The organism is Pseudomonas sp. 10(2024) (assembly GCF_045164175.1).
In the GTDB taxonomy this organism is placed as follows: Bacteria; Pseudomonadota; Gammaproteobacteria; order Pseudomonadales; family Pseudomonadaceae; genus Aquipseudomonas; species Aquipseudomonas alloputida.
In genome coordinates this window covers 1,812,481-1,831,352 of the sequence record NZ_CP174006.1, presented here as the reverse complement: position 1 = coordinate 1,831,352, position 18,872 = coordinate 1,812,481, and the positions used below count along the sequence as shown (strand labels likewise).

Here is an 18,872-nt window from a genome sequence, read left to right as displayed (position 1 = left end):
TTTAGCGGTTGTTACGCGATTTTATCTTTGTCTGTGCCGGCCCTTTCGCGGGTAAACCCGCTCCTACAACAACCACACCGCCCGCGTAGGAGCGGGTTCACCCGCGAAGAGGCCAGCACAGGCAAACCCGCCCCCACAGACCGCACCGCCCGTAGGAGCGGGTTCACCCGCGAAGAGGCCAGCACAGGCGATAAACATCAATGCCCAGGACGCGCCGGTACCTGCAACAAGACCCGCAAGCCGTCACTACGGCTGTCAAAGCGCAGGCTACCGGCACACCGCTGCACGATCGCCTGCACAATCGCCAGCCCCAAACCGCAACCACCACTCTGCCCATTGCGCCAGAAGCGCTCGGTCAGGTGCTCCAGGTCCGCTTCAGCAATGCCTGGCCCATGGTCACGCACCATGAAGCCCACCTGGCCGTCCGCCATTTGCACCTCCAACTCCACGGCTTCATCGCCGCCATGACGCAAGGCGTTGTCCAGCAGGTTGCGCAGCGCTGCCACCGCCAACGGTGCCGGCATCCCCAGGTAGATTTGCGTCGCCTCCTCTGGCAAACGCAACACGATACGCCGGTTGTCGCCGCCGCCGGCATCCTGCACCGCCTGACGGGCCACCTGCTCGGCGCTGCACTGCACGCCATCCTCGAACGACAGGCTGCCTTCCACCCGCGCCAGCATCAGCAACTGCTCAAGCGTGCGGTGCATGCGGTCGGTGCCCTGCTCGGCATGCTCCAGCGCCTGCTCGCGCACTGCACCGTCGGTCATGCGCGCCACCTGCAGGTGGGTCTTGATCGCGGTCAGCGGGCTGCGCAGTTCATGCGCGGCATCGTCGGTCAGGCGCCGCTCACGCTCGAGGGTCTGGGCAATGCGCAGGAACAGCTGGTTCTGGGTCTCCAGCAACGGCTGCAACTCGCTGGGCATGCCCGCCACCTGCAGCGGCTCGACACTGTCCGCACGCCTGCGGCGCAACGCATCACGCATGCGGTTGAGCGGCTCCAGGCCCTTGCCAAGGCCGATCCACAACAGCCCCAGGCTGCCGAGCAGGGCCATCAGTACCGGCGCCGATGCCGCCAGCAGAATCGACTGGTTCAGCGCCTCGCGCTCCATGTGCCGGTCGGCCGTGGTGATGCGCACATCGCCGTGGTTGTAGGTAAAGGTGCGCCAAAGCGCATCGTCGATGGTCTGGTCACGAAACCCGCTGCGCTCGTCGTCCATGGCGCCATCGTGCTTGTGGTTGCTGGCGAGGATCTCGCCACGCAGCGAGCTGACCTGGCAGGCCATGCCATCCGGTACGCTGAACTGGTCGGCGGAAAAATGCGCCTCCCCGCCCTTGGCGGTCAGCGGCTGCGGCAGTTGGTCGATCAGCCCGGCGACCATACGCGCCGACGCCACCAGCCGCTGGTCGAGGGAAAACATCATCTGCTGGCGCAGGTCACGCAGCATCCACGCCGCGGCCAGCGCCCAGATGATCACGAAGGCGCTGCCGAGGATTAGGCTCAGGCGTACCCGAAGGCTCATGATGCGGCCTCTTGCGGTGCCTGCGCCGGGCCCAGCCGGTAGCCCAGGCCACGCACGGTCTCGACAATGCCGTTACCCAGCTTGCGCCGCAGGTGGTGGATGTGCACGTTCAGGGCGTTGCTCTCGACTTCGTCGCTGAAACCATACACGCAGTCTTTCAGTTGCTCGCTGGACAGCACGCGCCCGGGGTTCTGCAGCAGCGCCTGGAGCAGGGCCTGCTCACGGCGGGACAGGTCGACATGCTGGCCGGCCAAGGTCGCCTCGCAGCTACTCGGGTCATAGCGCAGCGGGCCGTGCTCGATCACGTTCACCGCCCGCCCGGCCACCCGCCGCAGCAAGGTATGCAGGCGTGCGGCCAGCTCGCGCAGATCGAAGGGCTTGAGCAGGTAATCGTCGGCACCGGCCTGCAGGCCATCGACACGATCGGTGACGGCATCGCGGGCGGTGAGCACCAGTACCGGCAGGGTCTCGCCTTTTTCGCGCAGGCGGCGCAGCAGCTTGAGGCCGTCTTCGTCGGGCAGGCCGAGGTCGAGAATCATCACGTCAAACTGCGCGGCCTGCAGCATCGCCCGCGCAGCAGCGGCGTTACCCACCCGGTCCACAGTCAGGCCCTGGGCGGTGAGGCCGGCGCAGATGCCGGCGGCGATCAGGTCGTCGTCCTCGCAGAGCAGAACGTGCATGGTGGGGCTCCCGGAGTGGTGTGGCTGTTATTGCACCTTGGGCGGATTAAGGGGGATTATGGACCTTTTGTGGGGGGTGGGGGTTCGGCTTGGGTGTGGTGAGGGGCCGGGTTGTTCGTCGTGACATCTGCGAACACCTGCCACAGGCGCCGCGGACGCTATGGCGAACACCTTGGCCCTACATCAACCCCTGCGGGGTATCCACATCCAGCAACACCCCAGCATCCTCCACCTCAACCACAACACAACAATCCCGCTGCGCCTGCACCACCGCCCGCGCCCCTTCATCGCCGGCCAATAGCCCCAGCGCCGGCCAGAAATCGCGCCCAAAAATCACCGGGTGGCCCTGCTGCCCGGCATGGCGTGGCAACACAATGTTCGAAGCGCTGGAAGCCTCGGCCAAGCGGCGCAAGGTAGCCAACTCGATCCACGGCATATCACCCAACAAGATCGCCACCGCCTGTGCCTGGCTGTCGCCCAACGACCCGACCCCGGCCGCCAGGCTGTGCCCCATGCCCGCTGCCGCATCCGGGCTGACGATCACTCGGTAACCGCCAGGCAAACCGAAATCCCCGCCCTGCTCGCCCGCGCGCAACACCACACGCACATCATTAAACACCGCCCGTGCCCGCTCCGCGCTATGCGCCAGCAAACTGCGGCCATCCGCCAGGGTCGCCCGGCGCTTGTCAGCGCCGAAACGCGTGCCGCGCCCCGCCGCCAGCACCAGCGCAACCACGCTCACAGCGCCGCCCGCTCGATGCCGTTGCGCACACGAAGGATATCGGCCAGTACCGCCAGGGCGATCTCGGCCGGGGTCTTGCTGCCCAGGTTCAGGCCAATCGGCGCATGGATGCGCGCCAGCTCGTCGCAACCCAGGCCACCAATTCGCTGCAAGCGTTCGCGACGCTTGTCGGAGGTGGCCTTGGAGCCCATCACGCCGATGTAGAACGCTTCGGTCCGCACGGCTTCAAGCATGGCCAGGTCATCGATTTTTGGATCGTGGGTCAATGCCACCACTGCCGTGTCGGCATGGCAACCGCCATTGGCGATGAATTCCGACGGAAGCTCGCGGCGCACCTCGATGCCATTCAGCACTACGCCGTCGAGTACTTCGTCACGCGGCTCGCAAAGGATGACCTCAAACCCCATGCCCCTGCCGAATTCGACGCAAAAATGCGCCACGCTGGAATAACCGGCCAGCAGCAGCCGCTGGGCGGCGCCGACACGCAAGCGCACCCGGGCATTTTCCCGTTCCACCCGTGGCCCCTGACTATGGTCATCGAGCAGCTGGCGGGTACCCGTAGGCAGGCTCACCTCACGCAGTATCCGGCGCTGACCCTGCAGCGCACGTTCCAGCTCACGCAGATGCGCCTGCACCTCGCATTCAACCGGCAGGTTCTCCACCAGTACTTCAAGCACACCGCCACACGGCAGGCGAACGCGCGAACGCGGGTCGCTGCCGTCGCCATAACGCACGATGGCAACCGGCTCCGGGAATTCCCCCAGGGCCACGCGTTCGAGAAAGTCGTCTTCGACACAGCCACCGGACAGCGAGCCGAGCCACTGGCCGCTGGCGTTCACCGCCAGCAGCGAACCCGGCGCACGCGGCGCCGAGCCGTAGGTGGCGAGCACCGTGCACAACCATACCCGCTGGCCGTTGCAGGACCACTGCAAAGCCTGACGGATCACCTGTAGATCGAGATGCTGCACGCTTTACTCCGCCTTCAGCTCGGCGAGCTGCTGTAGGTTCAGGTCGCCGGGCAATCCACCCCAGGCCTGGCGCAAGTAGTTGACCATATCTATCACCTGTTGGTCATCAAGCTTGTCGGCAAAGCCCGGCATCGGCTGCATGCGCTCAAAGCCGGTGAACTGCTGTTCACGGATGCCTTCCAGAACCACCTTGACCAGATTGCGGGAGTCGGCCTGGCGCAGCACGGTGTTGCCGCGCATGGCTACGGCGATGTGCGGCTTGCCCTCGCCGTCGACCCCATGGCAGCCGGCGCAGACGTTCAGGTACTGCTGGTGGCCCCGCTTGGCACTGTCGCTCATCTGCTCCAGGGCAACGGACTCGATAGCCTTGGCCGGCGGCGGCTGGTCGCCCAGCAGGTAGGTGGCCATGGCCGCAAGGTCTGCATCTTCCAGGTGCTGGGTGCTGTGGTGCACCACCGGGAACATCTCGTTGAACATGCTGCCCTGGGCGCTGATGCCGTGCTTGAGGAAGGTGGTCAGGTCCGGCTGGGTCCAGCCGCGCTCGGCCAGGTCCTGGGCCAGCAGGCTTGGCGCCAGGTAGCCACCCAGCAGGCCGCCGCTCAGGCGTTGGTCCTGCTGCAGCGCACCGATCGGGTTGCGCGGGGTATGGCATTCGCCACAATGGCCCATGACCTCTACCATGTACTGGCCGCGCTGCCAGGCCGGGCTTTTACCCTCGGTCGGCTGCAGTTGCACGCTCTTGCCATACAGCATGTTCCAGCCGCTGAGCCCCATGCGCACATTGAACGGGAAGCGCAGCGCGGTCTGCGGTGCCGGGCGGTTGATCGGCGGTATGGTCATCAGGTAGGCGAGGATCGCGTCCGAATCTTCACGCTTGATCAGGTGGTACGAGGTGTAAGGCATCGCAGGATAAAGGTTGGCGCCATCCTTGCGCTTGCCCTCGGTGACTGCGGCGAAGAACTCGTCGGCGCTGTAGTTGCCGATGCCATACTGTTTGTCCGGGGTGATATTGCTGCCATAAATGGTGCCGAACGGCGAATGGATCGGCAGGCCGCCCGCATACGGCGCGCCGCCTTCGGCGGTGTGGCAGGCCATGCAGTCGGCCGCGCGGGCCAGGTATTCACCGCGCTTGACCTGCGCATCGTCGGCCGCCAAGGCAAACGAACTGACAGCCAGCCCGAGAGCCAACGCCGAGGCGCTACGTACGAAGCCCATGTTCAACCCTCCTTGACCAGGCCGAGATCGTTGAGCACCTTGCGGGTGGCATCGTAGTAGCGCACATAGCCTGTGCAGCGGCAGATGTGGTGACCGAGGCTGGCCTCGATGCGGTCCTCCACTTCGCTCTTCTTCAACGGCTGGCGCTGGGCCGTTTCCACCAGCACGGTAGCGGCATTGACGAAGCCTGGTGCGCAGTAGCTGCACTGGAAGGCGAACAGGTCGACGAACTTCTGCTGGATCGGGTTGAGCGTCAGGTTGCCGGCCTCGTCTTTCTTGGCATGGCCTTCGATGGTGCGAACCTTCTTGCCTTCGAAGTAATGCGCACCGGTGATGCAGGTGCGCACTTCTTCGCTGGTGCCGTCGGGGTTGTCGACGATCACCACGCAGGCGTGGCAGATGCCCTGGCCGCAACCCAGGCGCGAGCCGGTGAGGTTCTGGTGTTCGTGCAGGTAGTCGATCATCGCCAGGTCCGCGGGGACCTCGACCGGCCCGACCGGTTGACCATTGAGCGTCAGTTGCAGTGGACGGTTAGCCATTGAGGGCCTCCTTGATACGGGCTGGGGTGATGGGGAGATCGCGCACGCGCTTGCCGATGGCATGCGCGACGGCATTGCCGATGGCACCGACGACCGGGATCATCACCACTTCGGCGATGCCCTTGGAGGGGTCGGTCGGTGACAGCGGCGGGAGGATTTCGCTGGTCTGCTGCCACACCGCCACATCGCGCGCATGCGGCAGGCGGTAGCGGTTGAAGTTCCAGTCGCCCTCCCCGGGCCCACCCTCGTACAACGGCATTTCTTCGGTCAGTGCATGGCCAATGCCCATGGCGATACCGCCTTCGAGCTGGCCCTTGACCAGTTCCGGCACCAGCACCCGGCCACACTCGACCCAACTGTGGTGGTTGAGCACCTGCGTCTCCAAGGTGCCTTTGTTGACCTTGACCTCGACGATGGTCGCCACCGGGCTGTAGTAGGTGACCATGGCGTTGTTCAGCTGGGTGTCGGGGTAGGCTGCATTCTGCCGGTCGAGCAGGTGATAGCCATGGCTGCCCATCTGCGCCTTCTTGGCATTCACCGCACCATCGCCGTATTTCACCGCCATGGCATCGAGCGGGAAGCGCTCGCGCACGCCATCGATGACAAAGTCGGCCTCGGCCCAGCTCCAGCGGTTGAAGCCGTGCACGCTCACGCCAGTGACCAGCCCCATGTCGTGGGCCTTCTGCGCCAGCTGGGCAAACGGAATCGGCGCCAGGCCGTTGCCGGTCAGCTCACCGTTGACCCACACCGCATTTTCACGGCGCACCACCAGCGGGTTGGCCTGGCCGCCGTGCGGGCCTTGGCTCCAGATCGCCATGGCCGCCGGCCACAGCCCATGATTGAACAGCACACGCGCCGCTTCGCGGGTAGCATGGCTGAAGTAGAAGGCCGAGTTGGTCGCCGACGACGGCGACGCCAGCTTGCCGACCCAGCGCGGATTGCGCAGCGCAGCGTCCTGTTCGGGCTGACTGATCAGGTAGGGGTTGCCGCTGGTGGTCAGCTGCAGCTCCGACCATTCGGTGACCGCGGTCTTCACCTCGTCGGCCGAACGGCCAAGGAAGTCGCTTACCACCAGTGCTTGGGAAGTGGACATGCCAGTGCCCAGCTCGGTGCCGATGTGGCGCAGGCTGATGCGGCCATCGGCGCTGAACTCGACACTGGCCATCGGCGCCTCGGAGCCTGTGCCGAAGTCCTTCTGGCAGATGGCGAAGCCGACGCCGTACCAGTGGTCCGGGTCCTTGGCGTCCATCTGTTGCTTGCGGGCCTCGCGGTTGCGCCACCACTCGTGCACAGCGGCCTTGTCGAGGATCTCGTAAAGGCGCAGGGCGCCGGCCGGGACCGCACCCTGGGTGTTCTTCATGCCCGATTTCAGCGCGTTGGCGCGGCGTAGGTCGATAGCATCGACCCCCAGGCGGCCAGCGATCTCATCCACCATCATCTCGGTGGCCGCCATGCTCTGCAGGGTGCCGTAACCGCGCATGGAACCGGCCTCGACGCCACGGGAGTAGTAGGCGGTCACCGACAGGTCGTTCTGTGGCATGTAGTAGATCGACTGGGCAGCAGTGGCGCCCACGGCGGCCACCGACGGGCTGTAGTTGATGCGCCCGCCGCCGTCGCAGCTCATGTCGGCGCGGAAGATCTTGAAGCTGTTGTCCTTCTTGTCCACCGCCAACTGGTAGCGGATATCGAAGGCATGGCGCTTGATGCCGCTCTGGAACTGCTCGTAGCGGTCGTTGGCCAGGCGGATCGGCACGCCGGCGCCGTACAGCGCAGCCACTGCGGCATAGAAGACGAAGATATTGTTGTCTTTTGAGCCATAGCCCACGGTATAGCCCGGGTGCATGTTCAGCGTGTTCAGGGCGAAGCGCGACGGTTTGATCATGTGCACGCATTCCTGCGCCACTTCGAACGGGCACTGAGTGGCGACCACGAAGTGCAGCGTGCCCGTGGCCGGGTCATACCAGCCGTTGCCGTTGTCCGGCTCCAGCGCGGCAGGTTCGATGGATGGCGTCTTGTAGCGCTCGTCGAACACCAGCCAGTCCTCGGGCGGGTTGTCCAGTTGCTCGGCCATGCGCTTGGCGTAGAACAACCCCTGCTCGGTCAGGTCGCCGTGCTGGTTGGGCTGCTTCGACCACACCGGCTTGCGGTTGAGAATGGTGGGGAACAGCATGGAGTTCTTCAGGCTGGAGAACTCATCGTCGTCGAACGGCGTGGTGCCGCCCACCCGCACGAAACGGAAGCTGCCATAAGGGTCGCGCTGGTACAACGGCGCCTGGGCACCGTAACGGATCGCCTGCTGATTGAACTGCAGCTTGCGCTTGGCCTGGCGGAAGCGCTCGAAGTCGTGCCAGATCAGGATCGCCACCGGGTGGCCGATGAACATCGGCACCTTGCCGGGCGGCAGCAGCGGGTCGGGCGAATGGGCCTCGGGCCAGGCGATGCCGTCCTGTTCGAGGTCGGCGGCGGTGACGATGCGGTCCGGCTGCAGGTCGCTGCCGAGCAGGCTGAGGTCATGGCCGGCATAAATCCGGTCGACCTTGGTCGCCTTGAGCAGCAGCGCATGACCTTGCTGCGCGGGCCAGCCGGGCATGTCCTTGGCGCGGATGTCGCGGGCGAACACTTTGTCGCCGCAGACCTTGGACAAGGCATCGTTACGGAAACGCGCCTTGCCGTCGTGGTTCATCCACTTCTGTGGCGAGGTGGTGACGCGCTCCTCCATCAACGCGGCGAAGGCCTGGCTGCCAAGTGGCGCCATGGTCACGCCGACACCAGCGATCAGGCCGCCTTGCAGGAAGGCGCGCCGGGAAATATCACGGTTGGACATGCTTGATCCTCTGGGCAGTTGGGGCCTGCCCTTTCTTTTGATTCTTGGCCTGGCTTGAGAAAAGCTGACCTTGGTGTCAACTTTACAGCAATTGGGTGGGTAGAGGCAAAGTCAAGCCGACAATGTGTCGCGGTGTGTATAGGGCAAGGGGCGGAATTCGCGCTTTGGCGGGTAGGTGTTTGGCGGGAGATTTTCAGCGGCTGGTAGGTGTTCGCCGGGAGATTTTCAGCGCCTGGTAGGTGTTTGCCGGGAGATTTTCAGCGCCTGGTAGGTGTTCGCCGGGCGATTTTCAGCGCCTGGTAGGTGTTCGCCGGGCGATTTGCAGCGCCTATGAGATCGAGCGCCGCCCGCGCGGCGCTTCGCGGGTAAACCCGCTCCTACGTTTGTTTCGGGCCAGTCCCTCCTGCACCAGTCGCGCGCGACCGCCTTGTTTGTACGACGCGATATCGAGACATGCGCCAAGGCGGTCGCGCGCAAATCCCACAGGAATAATTGGCCCGAAACAAACGTAGATACTCTGTTGGCGGTCAAGCTTTTCCGAGGTGTTCAGAGCTGAAAAGCTTCACCGTATCAAATGGCACATCCCCACGCATGCATGCCCAGATGCCTGTCAGATACTTGCGCATGACAGCAGCGATAGCCTGCATTTTTTTCTTGCCCCTACTGACCAGGGATTCGTAAAAAGCCTTCGCATAAGGGTCGCAGCGCACTGCGGTCAAGGCAGGCATGTACATGGCTGCCCGCAGATAAGCATTCCCGCTTTTGCCGAGCCGACCGGGCTTGTCAATGCTCGTCCCCGACTGTGTCTGCCGAACATCCAGCCCCGCGTGACGAGCTACCTGCGAGGACTTGAGCATTTGAGGAAGGGTGGTCAGCTCAGCCAATGCAGCAAGTGCTGAGACTTCTCCTATTCCTGGGCCTGCGAGCAGCTGCTTGTACTGCCGAGTAAGCGTCGGACACTGGGCGACCATCTCGCGGCCAGCCTTACGAAAGCGTTCAATTCGATTATCCAGTGAAGCAATGGCTTCTTCTTGATCTTCGATCAGCATCGACACGGTCGTAGAGGTCGCCTGCAGCGCATGAAGTTCGTTCTTCGCCCTGGTACGGTGTCCCACCAAACGGTTGATGTGCCGGCCCAGAGCCCTCAGCTCAAGCTGCACAGGGCTTGGAGGCGTCCACAAGCGCGGTGTCATACGCTCGCCGTACTCGGACAGCAACTGAGCATCTATTGCATCGGTCTTGCTGTTCACCAGCATCAGTTTGGCGAAATTGTGAAAGCTCTTGGGGTTGATCACTGAAACAGGGAGGTCAGCCGCATGTAGCTCAAGAGCCAAGTCTAGGTAATAGATTCCGGTCGCCTCCATCACGATCGACTTGGGCTTGAGTGCCAGCAGCTTTTTCACCGCAGCCTTACGGCCTGCAGGGGTTTGAGCGATATCCCACTGTCCGGCCGGACGCCCATCTTTACGTACCCCGACGATCGAAGTGCGTGAGCCGATATCGAGGCCAACACAGACACTCATTCTTCCCTCTCCCCAGCGAGTTAGGTAACAATGGCCTCCGGTTCCCCGACCTCGAACTTCATGCTGCTGCAACCTTGTAATGCGAAGTCCGACTTGTCGGCTTCTCGATACTCTTCGCAGTGGGCAATGAGGCGGGGGGCCTCTCTACGTACAAGGTCAGGGGTAATCCCTGCCTTTAGGAGCGATCGGCCTCCCCGGAAGTGCTTCTTCAGCCTGACGAGAATAACCTCTCCCGCCAGGCTAAGGACAACATACAAGGAGCGGGTTTACCCGCGAAGCGCCGCGCGGGCGGCGCTCGATCTCACAGGCGCTGAAAATGAATCGGCAAACACCTCAAAATTCCAACGCCGTCCCCTCAAAATCCCAACGCCGTCCCCTCAAAATTCCAACACCGCCCCCTCGAAAATCCAACAACAAAGACCCTGCAAACCCAGAACAAGCTCTTACTACTCCTGACTCACCCCCAACCCCAACACCCGCGTTAACCTTCATTTAATCAACCCCAGCCAGCATGGCCCCATTCCCAGATCTGCCAAGGCGAAGACATGCGCGTTCTCCTGCTCTTCCTCACACTCCTACTGGCCGGCCCGTTGCAAGCCAACCCGTTCGATGTGAAACCAGACTTCCTGCCGGTTGACCAAGCCTTCGTGCTGACCCACGACCGCCAGGCCGACGGCCAGATGCGCCTGTACTTCCAGATCAAGCCGGGCTACTACCTGTACCAGAAGCGCCTGAAGTTCGATGGCCTGCCCACCGAGCAACACCCGCAACTGCCACCGGCACTCAACCATCACGACGAGTTCTTCGGCGACAGCGCGGTGTATCGCGACCAGCTTGAACTGCTATTGCCTGCCAACGCCCAGGGTCAGTTGCGCCTGGGCTGGCAGGGCTGTGCCGATGCCGGCCTGTGCTACCCGCCGCAGACCACCTCGATCGACTTGGGTGGCAGCGTAACGCCCGCCGCCGAGCAAGCCAGCGACCAGGCCCTGGCCAGCGGCCTTCAGCAAGGCCACCTGGCCTGGAGCCTGCTGGCGTTCTTCGGCCTTGGGCTGCTGCTGGCCTTCACCCCCTGCTCGCTGCCGATGCTGCCGATCCTTGCCGGGCTGGTGCTGGGCAATGGCGCCAGTGCCCGGCGCGGCTGGCTGCTGGCTGGGGTCTATGTGCTGAGCATGGCCCTGGTGTACGCCGGGCTCGGGGTGGTTGCTGCCCTGCTGGGTGCCAGCCTGCAGGCCTGGCTGCAGCAACCCTGGCTGCTGGGCAGCCTGGCAGGGCTGTTCGTGCTGCTGGCACTGCCGATGTTCGGCGTCTTCGAACTGCAACTGCCTGCCGCCCTGCGCGACCGCCTGGACCGCGCCGGGCAAGGTACCCGTGGCGGCAACCTGTATGGCGCGGCATTGCTCGGGGCGTTGTCCGGCCTGTTGCTCGGCCCGTGCATGACTGCGCCGTTGGCCGGTGCGCTGCTGTACATCGCGCAGAGCGGTGACGTACTGCAAGGCGCGCTGGTGCTGTTCAGCCTCGGCCTGGGCATGGGCGTGCCGCTGCTGTTGCTGGTAACCCTGGGCAACCGTTATCTGCCGCGCCCGGGTGCGTGGATGAACCGGGTCAAGGGTGTGTTCGGTTTCGTGTTCCTGGCCATGGCGCTGTACACCGTGCGCAGCCTGCTGCCTGCTACCTTGCTGCTGGCACTGAGCGGCGCCTGGCTGATCGCCTTGGCCTGGGCTGCCTGGCCAGCCCTGCAGCGGCTGCCGGCGTTGCGTGCAGTGCCGTTACTCGGCGCCCTGTGGGGCGGCCTGTTGCTGGTCGGTGCGGCAGCAGGCGGCGACGACCTCTGGCAGCCACTACGTCCGTTCGCCGGGGGCAACACAGCGGCCGCTGGCCAGCATGCCGAGGACAGCTTCGTCACCGTCAGCCGCCCCGAGGACCTGCAACGTGAGCTGGACGCGGCCAAAGCCCGCGGCCAGTGGGTGATGCTCGACTACTATGCCGACTGGTGCGTGTCGTGCAAAGTCATGGAAAAGCAGGTGTTCGCCCGCAGCGACGTGCAGACCGGCCTGGCCGGCGTGCACCTGCTGCGCCTGGACGTGACCGCCGACAGCCCAGCCAGCAAAGCCCTGCTGCAGCGCTACCAGGTACCCGGCCCGCCCAGCATCATCTGGATCGGCCCGGAAGGCGAAGAACGCCGCGCGCGGCGCATCACCGGTGAGGTGGACGCAGCAGCGTTCCAGCAACACTGGGTCCAGACCAGGAGCCAAGGCTGATGCTGACCGTAACACTCGGGCCACTGACCATGGCCCTCAACCACCTGCTGATGCTCACCGCCCTGGTGATCGCCAGCGTGGTCGGCTGGTGGGTCGCCCGACGTGGCGGCGAGAGCCCGGAATCGGCGCTGTTCAACCTGTTCCTGATCGGCCTGCTGTGTGCCCGCGCCGGCTTCGTACTGGCCTACTGGCCGATGTACCGGGACGACCCGCTGCAAATCATCGACATCCGTGACGGCGGCTTCCTGTTCTGGTCGGGCCTTGCGGGCATTGTGCTCGGAGCCCTGTGGCAGGGCTGGCGCCACCCCGGCCTGCGCCGCCCGCTAGGCTGGGCGCTGTTCAGCGGCGCACTGTTCTGGGGCCTGGCCAGCCTCGGTGGCCACCTGTACAGCAAAGGCACCGAGCTGCCCGAACTGAGCCTGCGCAACGCCGGCGGCCAGGCCGTGGCATTGCACAGCTACCGCGGCAAGCCGCTGGTCATCAACATCTGGGCCACCTGGTGCCCACCGTGTCGGCGTGAGATGCCCGTGCTGCAACAGGCGCAAAGCGCTTACCCGCACGTGACCTTCCTGTTCGTCAACCAGGGCGAAACCCCGGAAAACGTCAGCACCTTCCTCGCCACCACCGGCCTGAGCCTGACCCACGTGCTGTTCGACGGCACCGGCCTGCTGGCCCAGCGCGTCGGCTCCATGGCCTTGCCCACCACCCTGTTCTACGACGCCAACGGGCGGCTGGTCGGCAGCCACCTGGGCGAGCTGTCCCGGGCCAGCCTGCGCCACGCCCTGGAACCTTTCGACCGGGCCCTTGCGCCCGGCCCTGCCGCACAAGGAAACTGACATGCGATTGACTGCACTGCTGCCCCTGTCCCTGGCCCTGCTGGCCGCCCCTGCCCTGCAGGCCGAAGAACTGCCCAAGGCAGTTCAGCAACTGCAAGCCAAAGGCGCCGTGATCAAGGGCAGCTTCGATGCGCCCAACGGCCTGCGCGGTTATGCCGCCGAGTACCAGAACAACGCCCTGGCCCTGTACCTGACCCCTGACGGCAAGCATGTACTGGTCGGCAGCCTGTTCGACGAACAGGGCAAAGACCTGAGCGCCGAGCCGCTGCAAAAGCTGGTATACGCGCCGATGAGCAAGGAAATCTGGGCGAAAATGGAGAAAACCGCGTGGATCGCCGACGGCAAGGCCGATGCGCCGCGCAAGGTGTACCTGTTCAGCGACCCGAACTGCCCCTACTGCAACATGTTCTGGGAACAGGCGCGGCCGTGGGTGGAATCGGGCAAGGTGCAGTTGCGCCATATCATGGTCGGCATCATCCGCGAAGACAGCCCGGGCAAATCGGCGGCACTGCTGGCAGCGAAAGACCCGGTCAAGGCACTGCAGCAGCATGAAAAGGCCGGCAAGGCCAGTACCCTGAAGGCGCTGGAACAGGTGCCAGAGGCTGTGCAACAGAAGCTGGCGGCGAACATGGCGTTGATGGAAGAGATGGGGTTGCAGGCGACCCCGGCCATTTTCTATCAGGATGAGCAAGGCAACCTGCAAAGCCAGCAAGGGGCACCACGGCCGGAGATGCTTGGGAAGATTCTGGGCAAGCGCTAGTGCATGTGGTGGGGCACAGATCGAGCGCCGCGAAGCAGGTGACGCGGGGCATGGCACCGGCTACGCCGGTGTTCGCGGGTGAACCCGCTCCTACGGGGCTCGCGCTAACGGCTGGGTTTTGCGCCAGGCTCGTGATCGCAAGGCCTGCGCGGTCGGCCGTAGGAGCGGGTTTACCCGCGAAAGGGCCGGACCTGCTGGCCAATTTCCACCAGCCGTTCACCGTTGCCGCCGCCACTGTATTCGCGGGTAAACCCGCTCCTACACTGGGAGTGGAGACACATTGGTGATTGGACGCAGGCCGTTCTTTCGCAAGCATTAAATCTCCCGACCGGGCAAATCTACCCCGCGCAGATTTAAATCTGCCACTCAACATATCTAGAAACAATTATTCGGCACGCCCTGTCGTTAAACATCGTTTGCTTGCTTCCCTTATTCAAATCCTACACACACGCACAACAAAGAACATTCGGACATTCACAACAGAGCGTTCGAGCATCAAAAACAGAAATTTCTTACACAATTAGAAGAAAAAATAAACCCCAAAAAACATTATCAGATTTAAGCAAGAACCTTCTGAAGAGTTTTCCCACAAAAATAGCTTTAAACCGAACACTCCAATATCACGTCCAGCCACGCCATCCCCACCGAAAGATTGACTTGAAACAACCGAACGCCTAAACCTCCATACCCATACATTTCAGACCACACCAAAAACCAGGAGACACTCATGGAAAATCAATTTGGCATTACCCTCATGGCATTGGCTTCGACACTCACTGCGAAATCAAATAACACCGCAACCATGACACCAAATTGGTCTACTCATGAATCCAAACCACTGTATCCGCAGCGCACAGAAAATCACGACCATCACAAAAATCTTGACCACTGAGCACTTGAGGGAGCCCACATCGCTTCTTTGGTCAGCACTGGCCCCCTGCATACTCTTCATCATCACCCAGCCAACGCATGCAGCCTCGACCTATACCGCTTCAGCCGCCTGGTTCTACTCATACATCTCTGCCACCCTCGCGTTCTTTGGATTCAGCTTCTACCTCATCGGCAGAAGGGAAAGTGGCTTCACGCGATCCTTCATCTACCAACCCGGCGCAATCAAGATATTCCTGACGGCCCATACACTCAGCTATTTCTTATTGAGCTCACTGTACGCCACGCTTTTCTATCTCTTGACCAAACCCCTACGAGGTCACTACTCACTTCCTGAATTCCTCTATCTGATGGCATGCTTCTACACCAGCTACCTCATGTTCACCTGTATCGGCCTGGGGATCGCTGCGCTGCCGATAAAATTCAGCACAGCCAGCACACTTTTCTCACTCATGTCATTTCTCATGCTGGTCTCCGGATACACCGGCGCCACGCTGGGGCACGATGCTTCTCAGGCGCTGATGCTGATCAACCCGCTCTTTCTAAGCGCGCAGATCTTCCATGGCGAAATGCCCCTTCTCAACAGTTTCCTGATTGCACTTTCGGCCTCTGCGGCCTCGACATACCTGACCGGAAGATATTTCAGAATCCAACCCATATGGAGCCGATACTGATGGACATTTTAACTATAAAAAACCTTCACTTCGGATACAGCGAAAATCCGCTGCTGAACGACATTGAACTCACTATAAAAGCGGGGGAACTGGTCGGCATTCTGGGCAACAACGGGGCCGGAAAGACAACCCTTTTCGACCTCATCTGTAAAATAAAGAAACCGGCAAAAGGTGCCATTTCCAATGTATCCAGGCGCCAGGCCTATTTGACCCAAATCCTTACACCGCCCCCATTACTGCGTATGAACGAAGCGGGCAAGCTTATCACCAGCCTGACCCCCAACGCTTCCCCAGATCACACAGAGATTCTCTCGAAACTAGCCAAATGGTCCCCATCACTGTCCAAGCGATATGCAGAAATCGCCAAGAAAAAAGCCGCCAATTGCAGCTACGGTGAAATTCGCAGCTACTTCACGCTGACCTTGCTGCTTTTAAACAGTGACTTGATCATTCTTGATGAGCCAACGGCTGGCGTAGACCCTGAGTTTCGACATTATATATGGCTCGGTATAAAAAGCGCGTGCGCGGAAGGCGCGAGCGTGCTGATATCTTCTCATTACACAGAGGAAATCACGAAAAACTGCCAGCGCTTTTATATGCTCGCAAACAAACGACTGGAAGCGTTTGACAGTGGTGGACAGTTCATGGAACGCCACCGCGCCAAATCGCTGGATGAAGCCTTTATTAATGCATCGACCTAGGGGAAATCCTAAAAATTAAATCCTGGATTCAGCAAAGCACCCAGATTAAAACCGCGACGGAAGTGAAGTCAGCCAGAAACACAGGGCCGCTTCAGCCCCCTTCCACACAACCTGTTATTTTTATCAGTAGCGCATTTTAACGAACACTGTCAAAGTCGACCGCAAAGCCACGCCGAGAAAAACATCATGGTGCCTACTTACATGAATCCTATTGATGAGGCGAGCGAAATGTCGGCCGCTAACACATCCACTTACTCACCTTATGGGTATCACCCGAACTCATCGGGCCTGCTGGGTTTTAACGGTGAGCGACCGGACCCGATGACTGGTAATTATTTGCTGGGTAACGGTTTACGGGCATTTAGCCCTGGGCTCATGCGTTTCAACTCGCCTGACAGTTTCAGCCCGTTCAAGCGCGGTGGTCTGAATGCATATGGTTATTGCCAGGGAGACCCAATAAACTGGCAGGATCCAAGTGGGCATTTCCGTTTTTGGCGAGGGTTATCTTCGGCATTCTCAGGTCGCGCCCACATCCCAGATTGGCATGGGGCGCTCTTAAAAGGGGAAGGTAAGTATCACCGTCTCGAGGTGCGGATGACAATGTTAGAACCGGTACACGCTCCTGCACATACCTCAAACAATCTTCCGCCAGATTATGTATTTGCAGGATATCATGGCGGCATCAGGAGCTCTACGTGGTCTTTAGAGTCTGGCGTTCAGCCCCAGCGACATCAAATTGTTGATCATGGGCAGGGGTTTTATTTTACACGCAACTATGGCGTGGCCGAGCGCTATGCGAATGCAGCCGCCAAGCTTCACAAAGGTGAAGCTCGTGTATTTGGTGTGTACATCAAGGATTTCGATGTGCTCGTGGCTGCGGGCAAGATCAAAAAAATATGGAATGGGAAAAATGAGGCAACCAGGGAAAGTTATTTAATTGAAGAACATGCATTTACTAATATTCGAGTACGACGGCCAATTGTTGACCAGTGGGTTCTAAGGGAACCGTTTGGCGATTATTAGCCTAGCTTTGAGGGCCTCTTCACGAAAATAGCCAGCAACGAGCGACTGCCTGATTGATCTGCAAATCCGGATGAACGACTCAACCGCAGTGTGCGCAACCCGAATCGAGTAGGAGGCGGCTTCACAGCCGCCGTCCTCTCACACCACCGTGCGTACGGTTCCGTACACGGCGGTTCAGGTTATACGGCTAAGCCGGTTTATCGTATCCAGTATCGAGACCAGTCCGAACCTATCCCATAGCCTCTTCGGTAGCGCCTGATTCACATGAGATGCTCCCGAGTTCCACCACGGGCCTCGGCCATTAAAGGCCGATTTACAGGCACGTTCTTCGCTCAGGCCCAGGCGCATCAGGTTGCGCGCCCTCGTTGAGGGCCGTTTCCATTGACGCCAGATGACGCAGCGAAGTTTATGCCTGACCCAACCATCCAATTTCTCAAGTGGGCGTTTGCTCTGGCTGAGCTTGAAGTAGCCAGCCCAGCCTCGCAGGACAGGGTTGATTCGCTCAATGACAGTCGCCACTTTGCGGGCCCTTACACTCCGCAGCAATATTCTGAGCCGGTCGCGTAAACGCCCCAGGCTCATCGTTGCCACACGCAGCCTTGGTTGCTGGTGCCTGCTCATCCCGTAACCCAAGTAGTCACACTTCCAAGCCCCTGCTACTTGGCTCTTCTTCCGGTTCACCGTCAGTTTCAAACGATGGCACAGGAAGCGCTCGATACTGGCCAACACCCGCTCGCCCGCCCGAGGACTGCGCACATAAATGTTCGCATCATCGGCGTAGCGCACGAAGCGATGACCCCGCCGTTCCAATTCGCGGTCGAGCTCATCCAGAAGGATATTCGACAGCAACGGCGAGAGTGGGCCGCCTTGCGGTGTCCCCTCTTGCCGTTGGCTGACGATACCGCCCGACATGGCCCCAGCTTCAAGGTAGCGGCGGATGAGCCTAAGCACTCGCTTGTCTTCGACGCGACGCTGCAAGCAGGCCATCAGGATGTCGTGGTTGACCCGATCAAAGAACTTTTCCAGATCAAGCTCCACGCACCAGCGATGCCCCGCCGCCACATGGGAGCGGGCCATTTCAACGGCTTGGTGAGCGCTTTTGCCCGGACGAAAACCGTAGCTGTAGTCCGAAAACAGCGGATCGAAGAGTAGCGTGAGTTGTTGCTGTAATGCTTGCTGGATCAGGCGATCCACGACGGTGGGGATTCCCAGTTGCCGTGTGCCGCCCTGCGGCTTGGGAATTTCAACCGCTCGCACTGCTTGGGGATGGTATTCACCGGCCAGCAACCTGGCCTTGAGGGTTGGCCAATACTGTTTCACGTAGCCCGCCAAGTCAGCGACCGTCATGCCATCGGCACCCGGAGCCCCCTTGTTGCTAACCACGCGTTGATACGCACGCCTGAGGTTGGCCGGTGCAAGCACCCGCTCCATCAGCGTGTCCGGCTCCGCGTTCGTCCACGTCGCTGACGCCGCCGGCACCTTTGCACTGTCAGGCATCACCCTCGGCTTCTGGCCGGGATTCGGAGTGACAGATTCCGTTGTAGGAAATTTCTGCATTACGGCTACCAACGAGACAGTGACGCCTACTAGCGGCATAACCTGTTCGGCCCTTGGTGGCGCGGTTATCCGCCACTTACTACGGCTTCGGCTGACTTCTGCACGTTCATCCCGTCGCCTCTCGACGCTCGGTAGCACATCGGCAAACGTGCAGATCTCCCAGG

General features: G+C 61.4%; 14 protein-coding genes and 1 pseudogene. 6 read left to right on the top strand and 9 right to left on the bottom strand.

Going from position 1 to position 18,872, the window contains the following annotated elements; all coding sequences use genetic code 11:
- Positions 1-197: 197 nt before the first annotated feature.
- The 8 genes from ACI7M0_RS08440 to ACI7M0_RS08405 all read right to left on the bottom strand — a co-directional run bounded on the left by ACI7M0_RS08440 (position 198) and on the right by ACI7M0_RS08405 (position 10,011).
- Positions 198-1,520, bottom strand: a complete 1,323-nt coding sequence (locus ACI7M0_RS08440; protein WP_014590245.1) for an ATP-binding protein — start codon at positions 1,518-1,520, stop codon at positions 198-200.
- Positions 1,517-2,200, bottom strand: coding sequence for a response regulator transcription factor (locus tag ACI7M0_RS08435; RefSeq protein ID WP_004576176.1), 684 nt, complete (start codon positions 2,198-2,200; stop codon positions 1,517-1,519). Before ACI7M0_RS08435 ends, ACI7M0_RS08440 begins: the two co-directional genes overlap by 4 nt.
- A gap of 178 nt (positions 2,201-2,378) precedes the next feature.
- Positions 2,379-2,942 (bottom strand): NTP transferase domain-containing protein, encoded by a 564-nt coding sequence (locus ACI7M0_RS08430; protein ID WP_129934034.1) that lies wholly within the window; start codon positions 2,940-2,942, stop codon positions 2,379-2,381.
- Entirely contained in the window at positions 2,939-3,910 is a 972-nt protein-coding gene (locus ACI7M0_RS08425; RefSeq protein ID WP_129934035.1) for an XdhC family protein, read from the bottom strand. The genes ACI7M0_RS08430 and ACI7M0_RS08425 overlap by 4 nt, the downstream gene beginning before the upstream one ends.
- Positions 3,911-3,913: 3 nt before the next feature.
- Positions 3,914-5,125, bottom strand: coding sequence for a cytochrome c (locus ACI7M0_RS08420; protein WP_129934036.1), 1,212 nt, complete (start codon positions 5,123-5,125; stop codon positions 3,914-3,916).
- Between the two features lie 2 nt (positions 5,126-5,127).
- Positions 5,128-5,664 carry a (2Fe-2S)-binding protein gene (locus tag ACI7M0_RS08415; RefSeq protein ID WP_003254265.1) on the bottom strand — a complete coding sequence of 179 codons (537 nt, stop codon included), beginning with the start codon at positions 5,662-5,664 and terminating at the stop codon, positions 5,128-5,130.
- Positions 5,657-8,488 carry a xanthine dehydrogenase family protein molybdopterin-binding subunit gene (locus ACI7M0_RS08410; RefSeq protein ID WP_129971926.1) on the bottom strand — a complete coding sequence of 944 codons (2,832 nt, stop codon included), beginning with the start codon at positions 8,486-8,488 and terminating at the stop codon, positions 5,657-5,659. Before ACI7M0_RS08410 ends, ACI7M0_RS08415 begins: the two co-directional genes overlap by 8 nt.
- A gap of 527 nt (positions 8,489-9,015) precedes the next feature.
- Entirely contained in the window at positions 9,016-10,011 is a 996-nt protein-coding gene (locus ACI7M0_RS08405) for an IS110 family transposase (RefSeq protein WP_129934054.1), read from the bottom strand.
- A 545-nt stretch (positions 10,012-10,556) separates the two neighbouring features.
- Here ACI7M0_RS08405 and dsbD point away from each other — a divergent pair.
- From dsbD to ACI7M0_RS08375, 6 genes and pseudogenes are all read left to right on the top strand, one after another.
- The gene (dsbD, locus tag ACI7M0_RS08400) at positions 10,557-12,269 is read left to right on the top strand and encodes a protein-disulfide reductase DsbD (protein WP_129934010.1); all 1,713 of its coding nucleotides are present in this window, start codon (positions 10,557-10,559) and stop codon (positions 12,267-12,269) included.
- Positions 12,269-13,105, top strand: coding sequence for a TlpA disulfide reductase family protein (locus tag ACI7M0_RS08395; RefSeq protein ID WP_129934009.1), 837 nt, complete (start codon positions 12,269-12,271; stop codon positions 13,103-13,105). The genes dsbD and ACI7M0_RS08395 overlap by 1 nt, the downstream gene beginning before the upstream one ends.
- A 1-nt stretch (position 13,106) precedes the next feature.
- On the top strand, positions 13,107-13,865 hold the full coding sequence (dsbG, locus tag ACI7M0_RS08390) for a thiol:disulfide interchange protein DsbG (protein WP_014861740.1): 759 nt from the start codon (positions 13,107-13,109) through the stop codon (positions 13,863-13,865).
- Between the two features lie 824 nt (positions 13,866-14,689).
- Positions 14,690-15,427: a hypothetical protein gene (locus tag ACI7M0_RS08385; protein ID WP_129934008.1), complete on the top strand. Its 738-nt coding sequence runs from the start codon at positions 14,690-14,692 to the stop codon at positions 15,425-15,427.
- A complete protein-coding gene (locus ACI7M0_RS08380; protein ID WP_129934007.1) occupies positions 15,427-16,128 on the top strand; it encodes an ATP-binding cassette domain-containing protein in 702 nt (233 codons plus the stop codon). The genes ACI7M0_RS08385 and ACI7M0_RS08380 overlap by 1 nt, the downstream gene beginning before the upstream one ends.
- Positions 16,129-16,377: 249 nt before the next feature.
- Positions 16,378-16,611: pseudogene (locus ACI7M0_RS08375) on the top strand (RHS repeat-associated core domain-containing protein); the annotation flags it as partial.
- A gap of 714 nt (positions 16,612-17,325) precedes the next feature.
- Here the strand turns inward: ACI7M0_RS08375 and ltrA are convergent.
- Positions 17,326-18,747 carry a group II intron reverse transcriptase/maturase gene (ltrA, locus tag ACI7M0_RS08370; protein WP_029886716.1) on the bottom strand — a complete coding sequence of 474 codons (1,422 nt, stop codon included), beginning with the start codon at positions 18,745-18,747 and terminating at the stop codon, positions 17,326-17,328.
- Positions 18,748-18,872 lie beyond the last annotated feature (125 nt).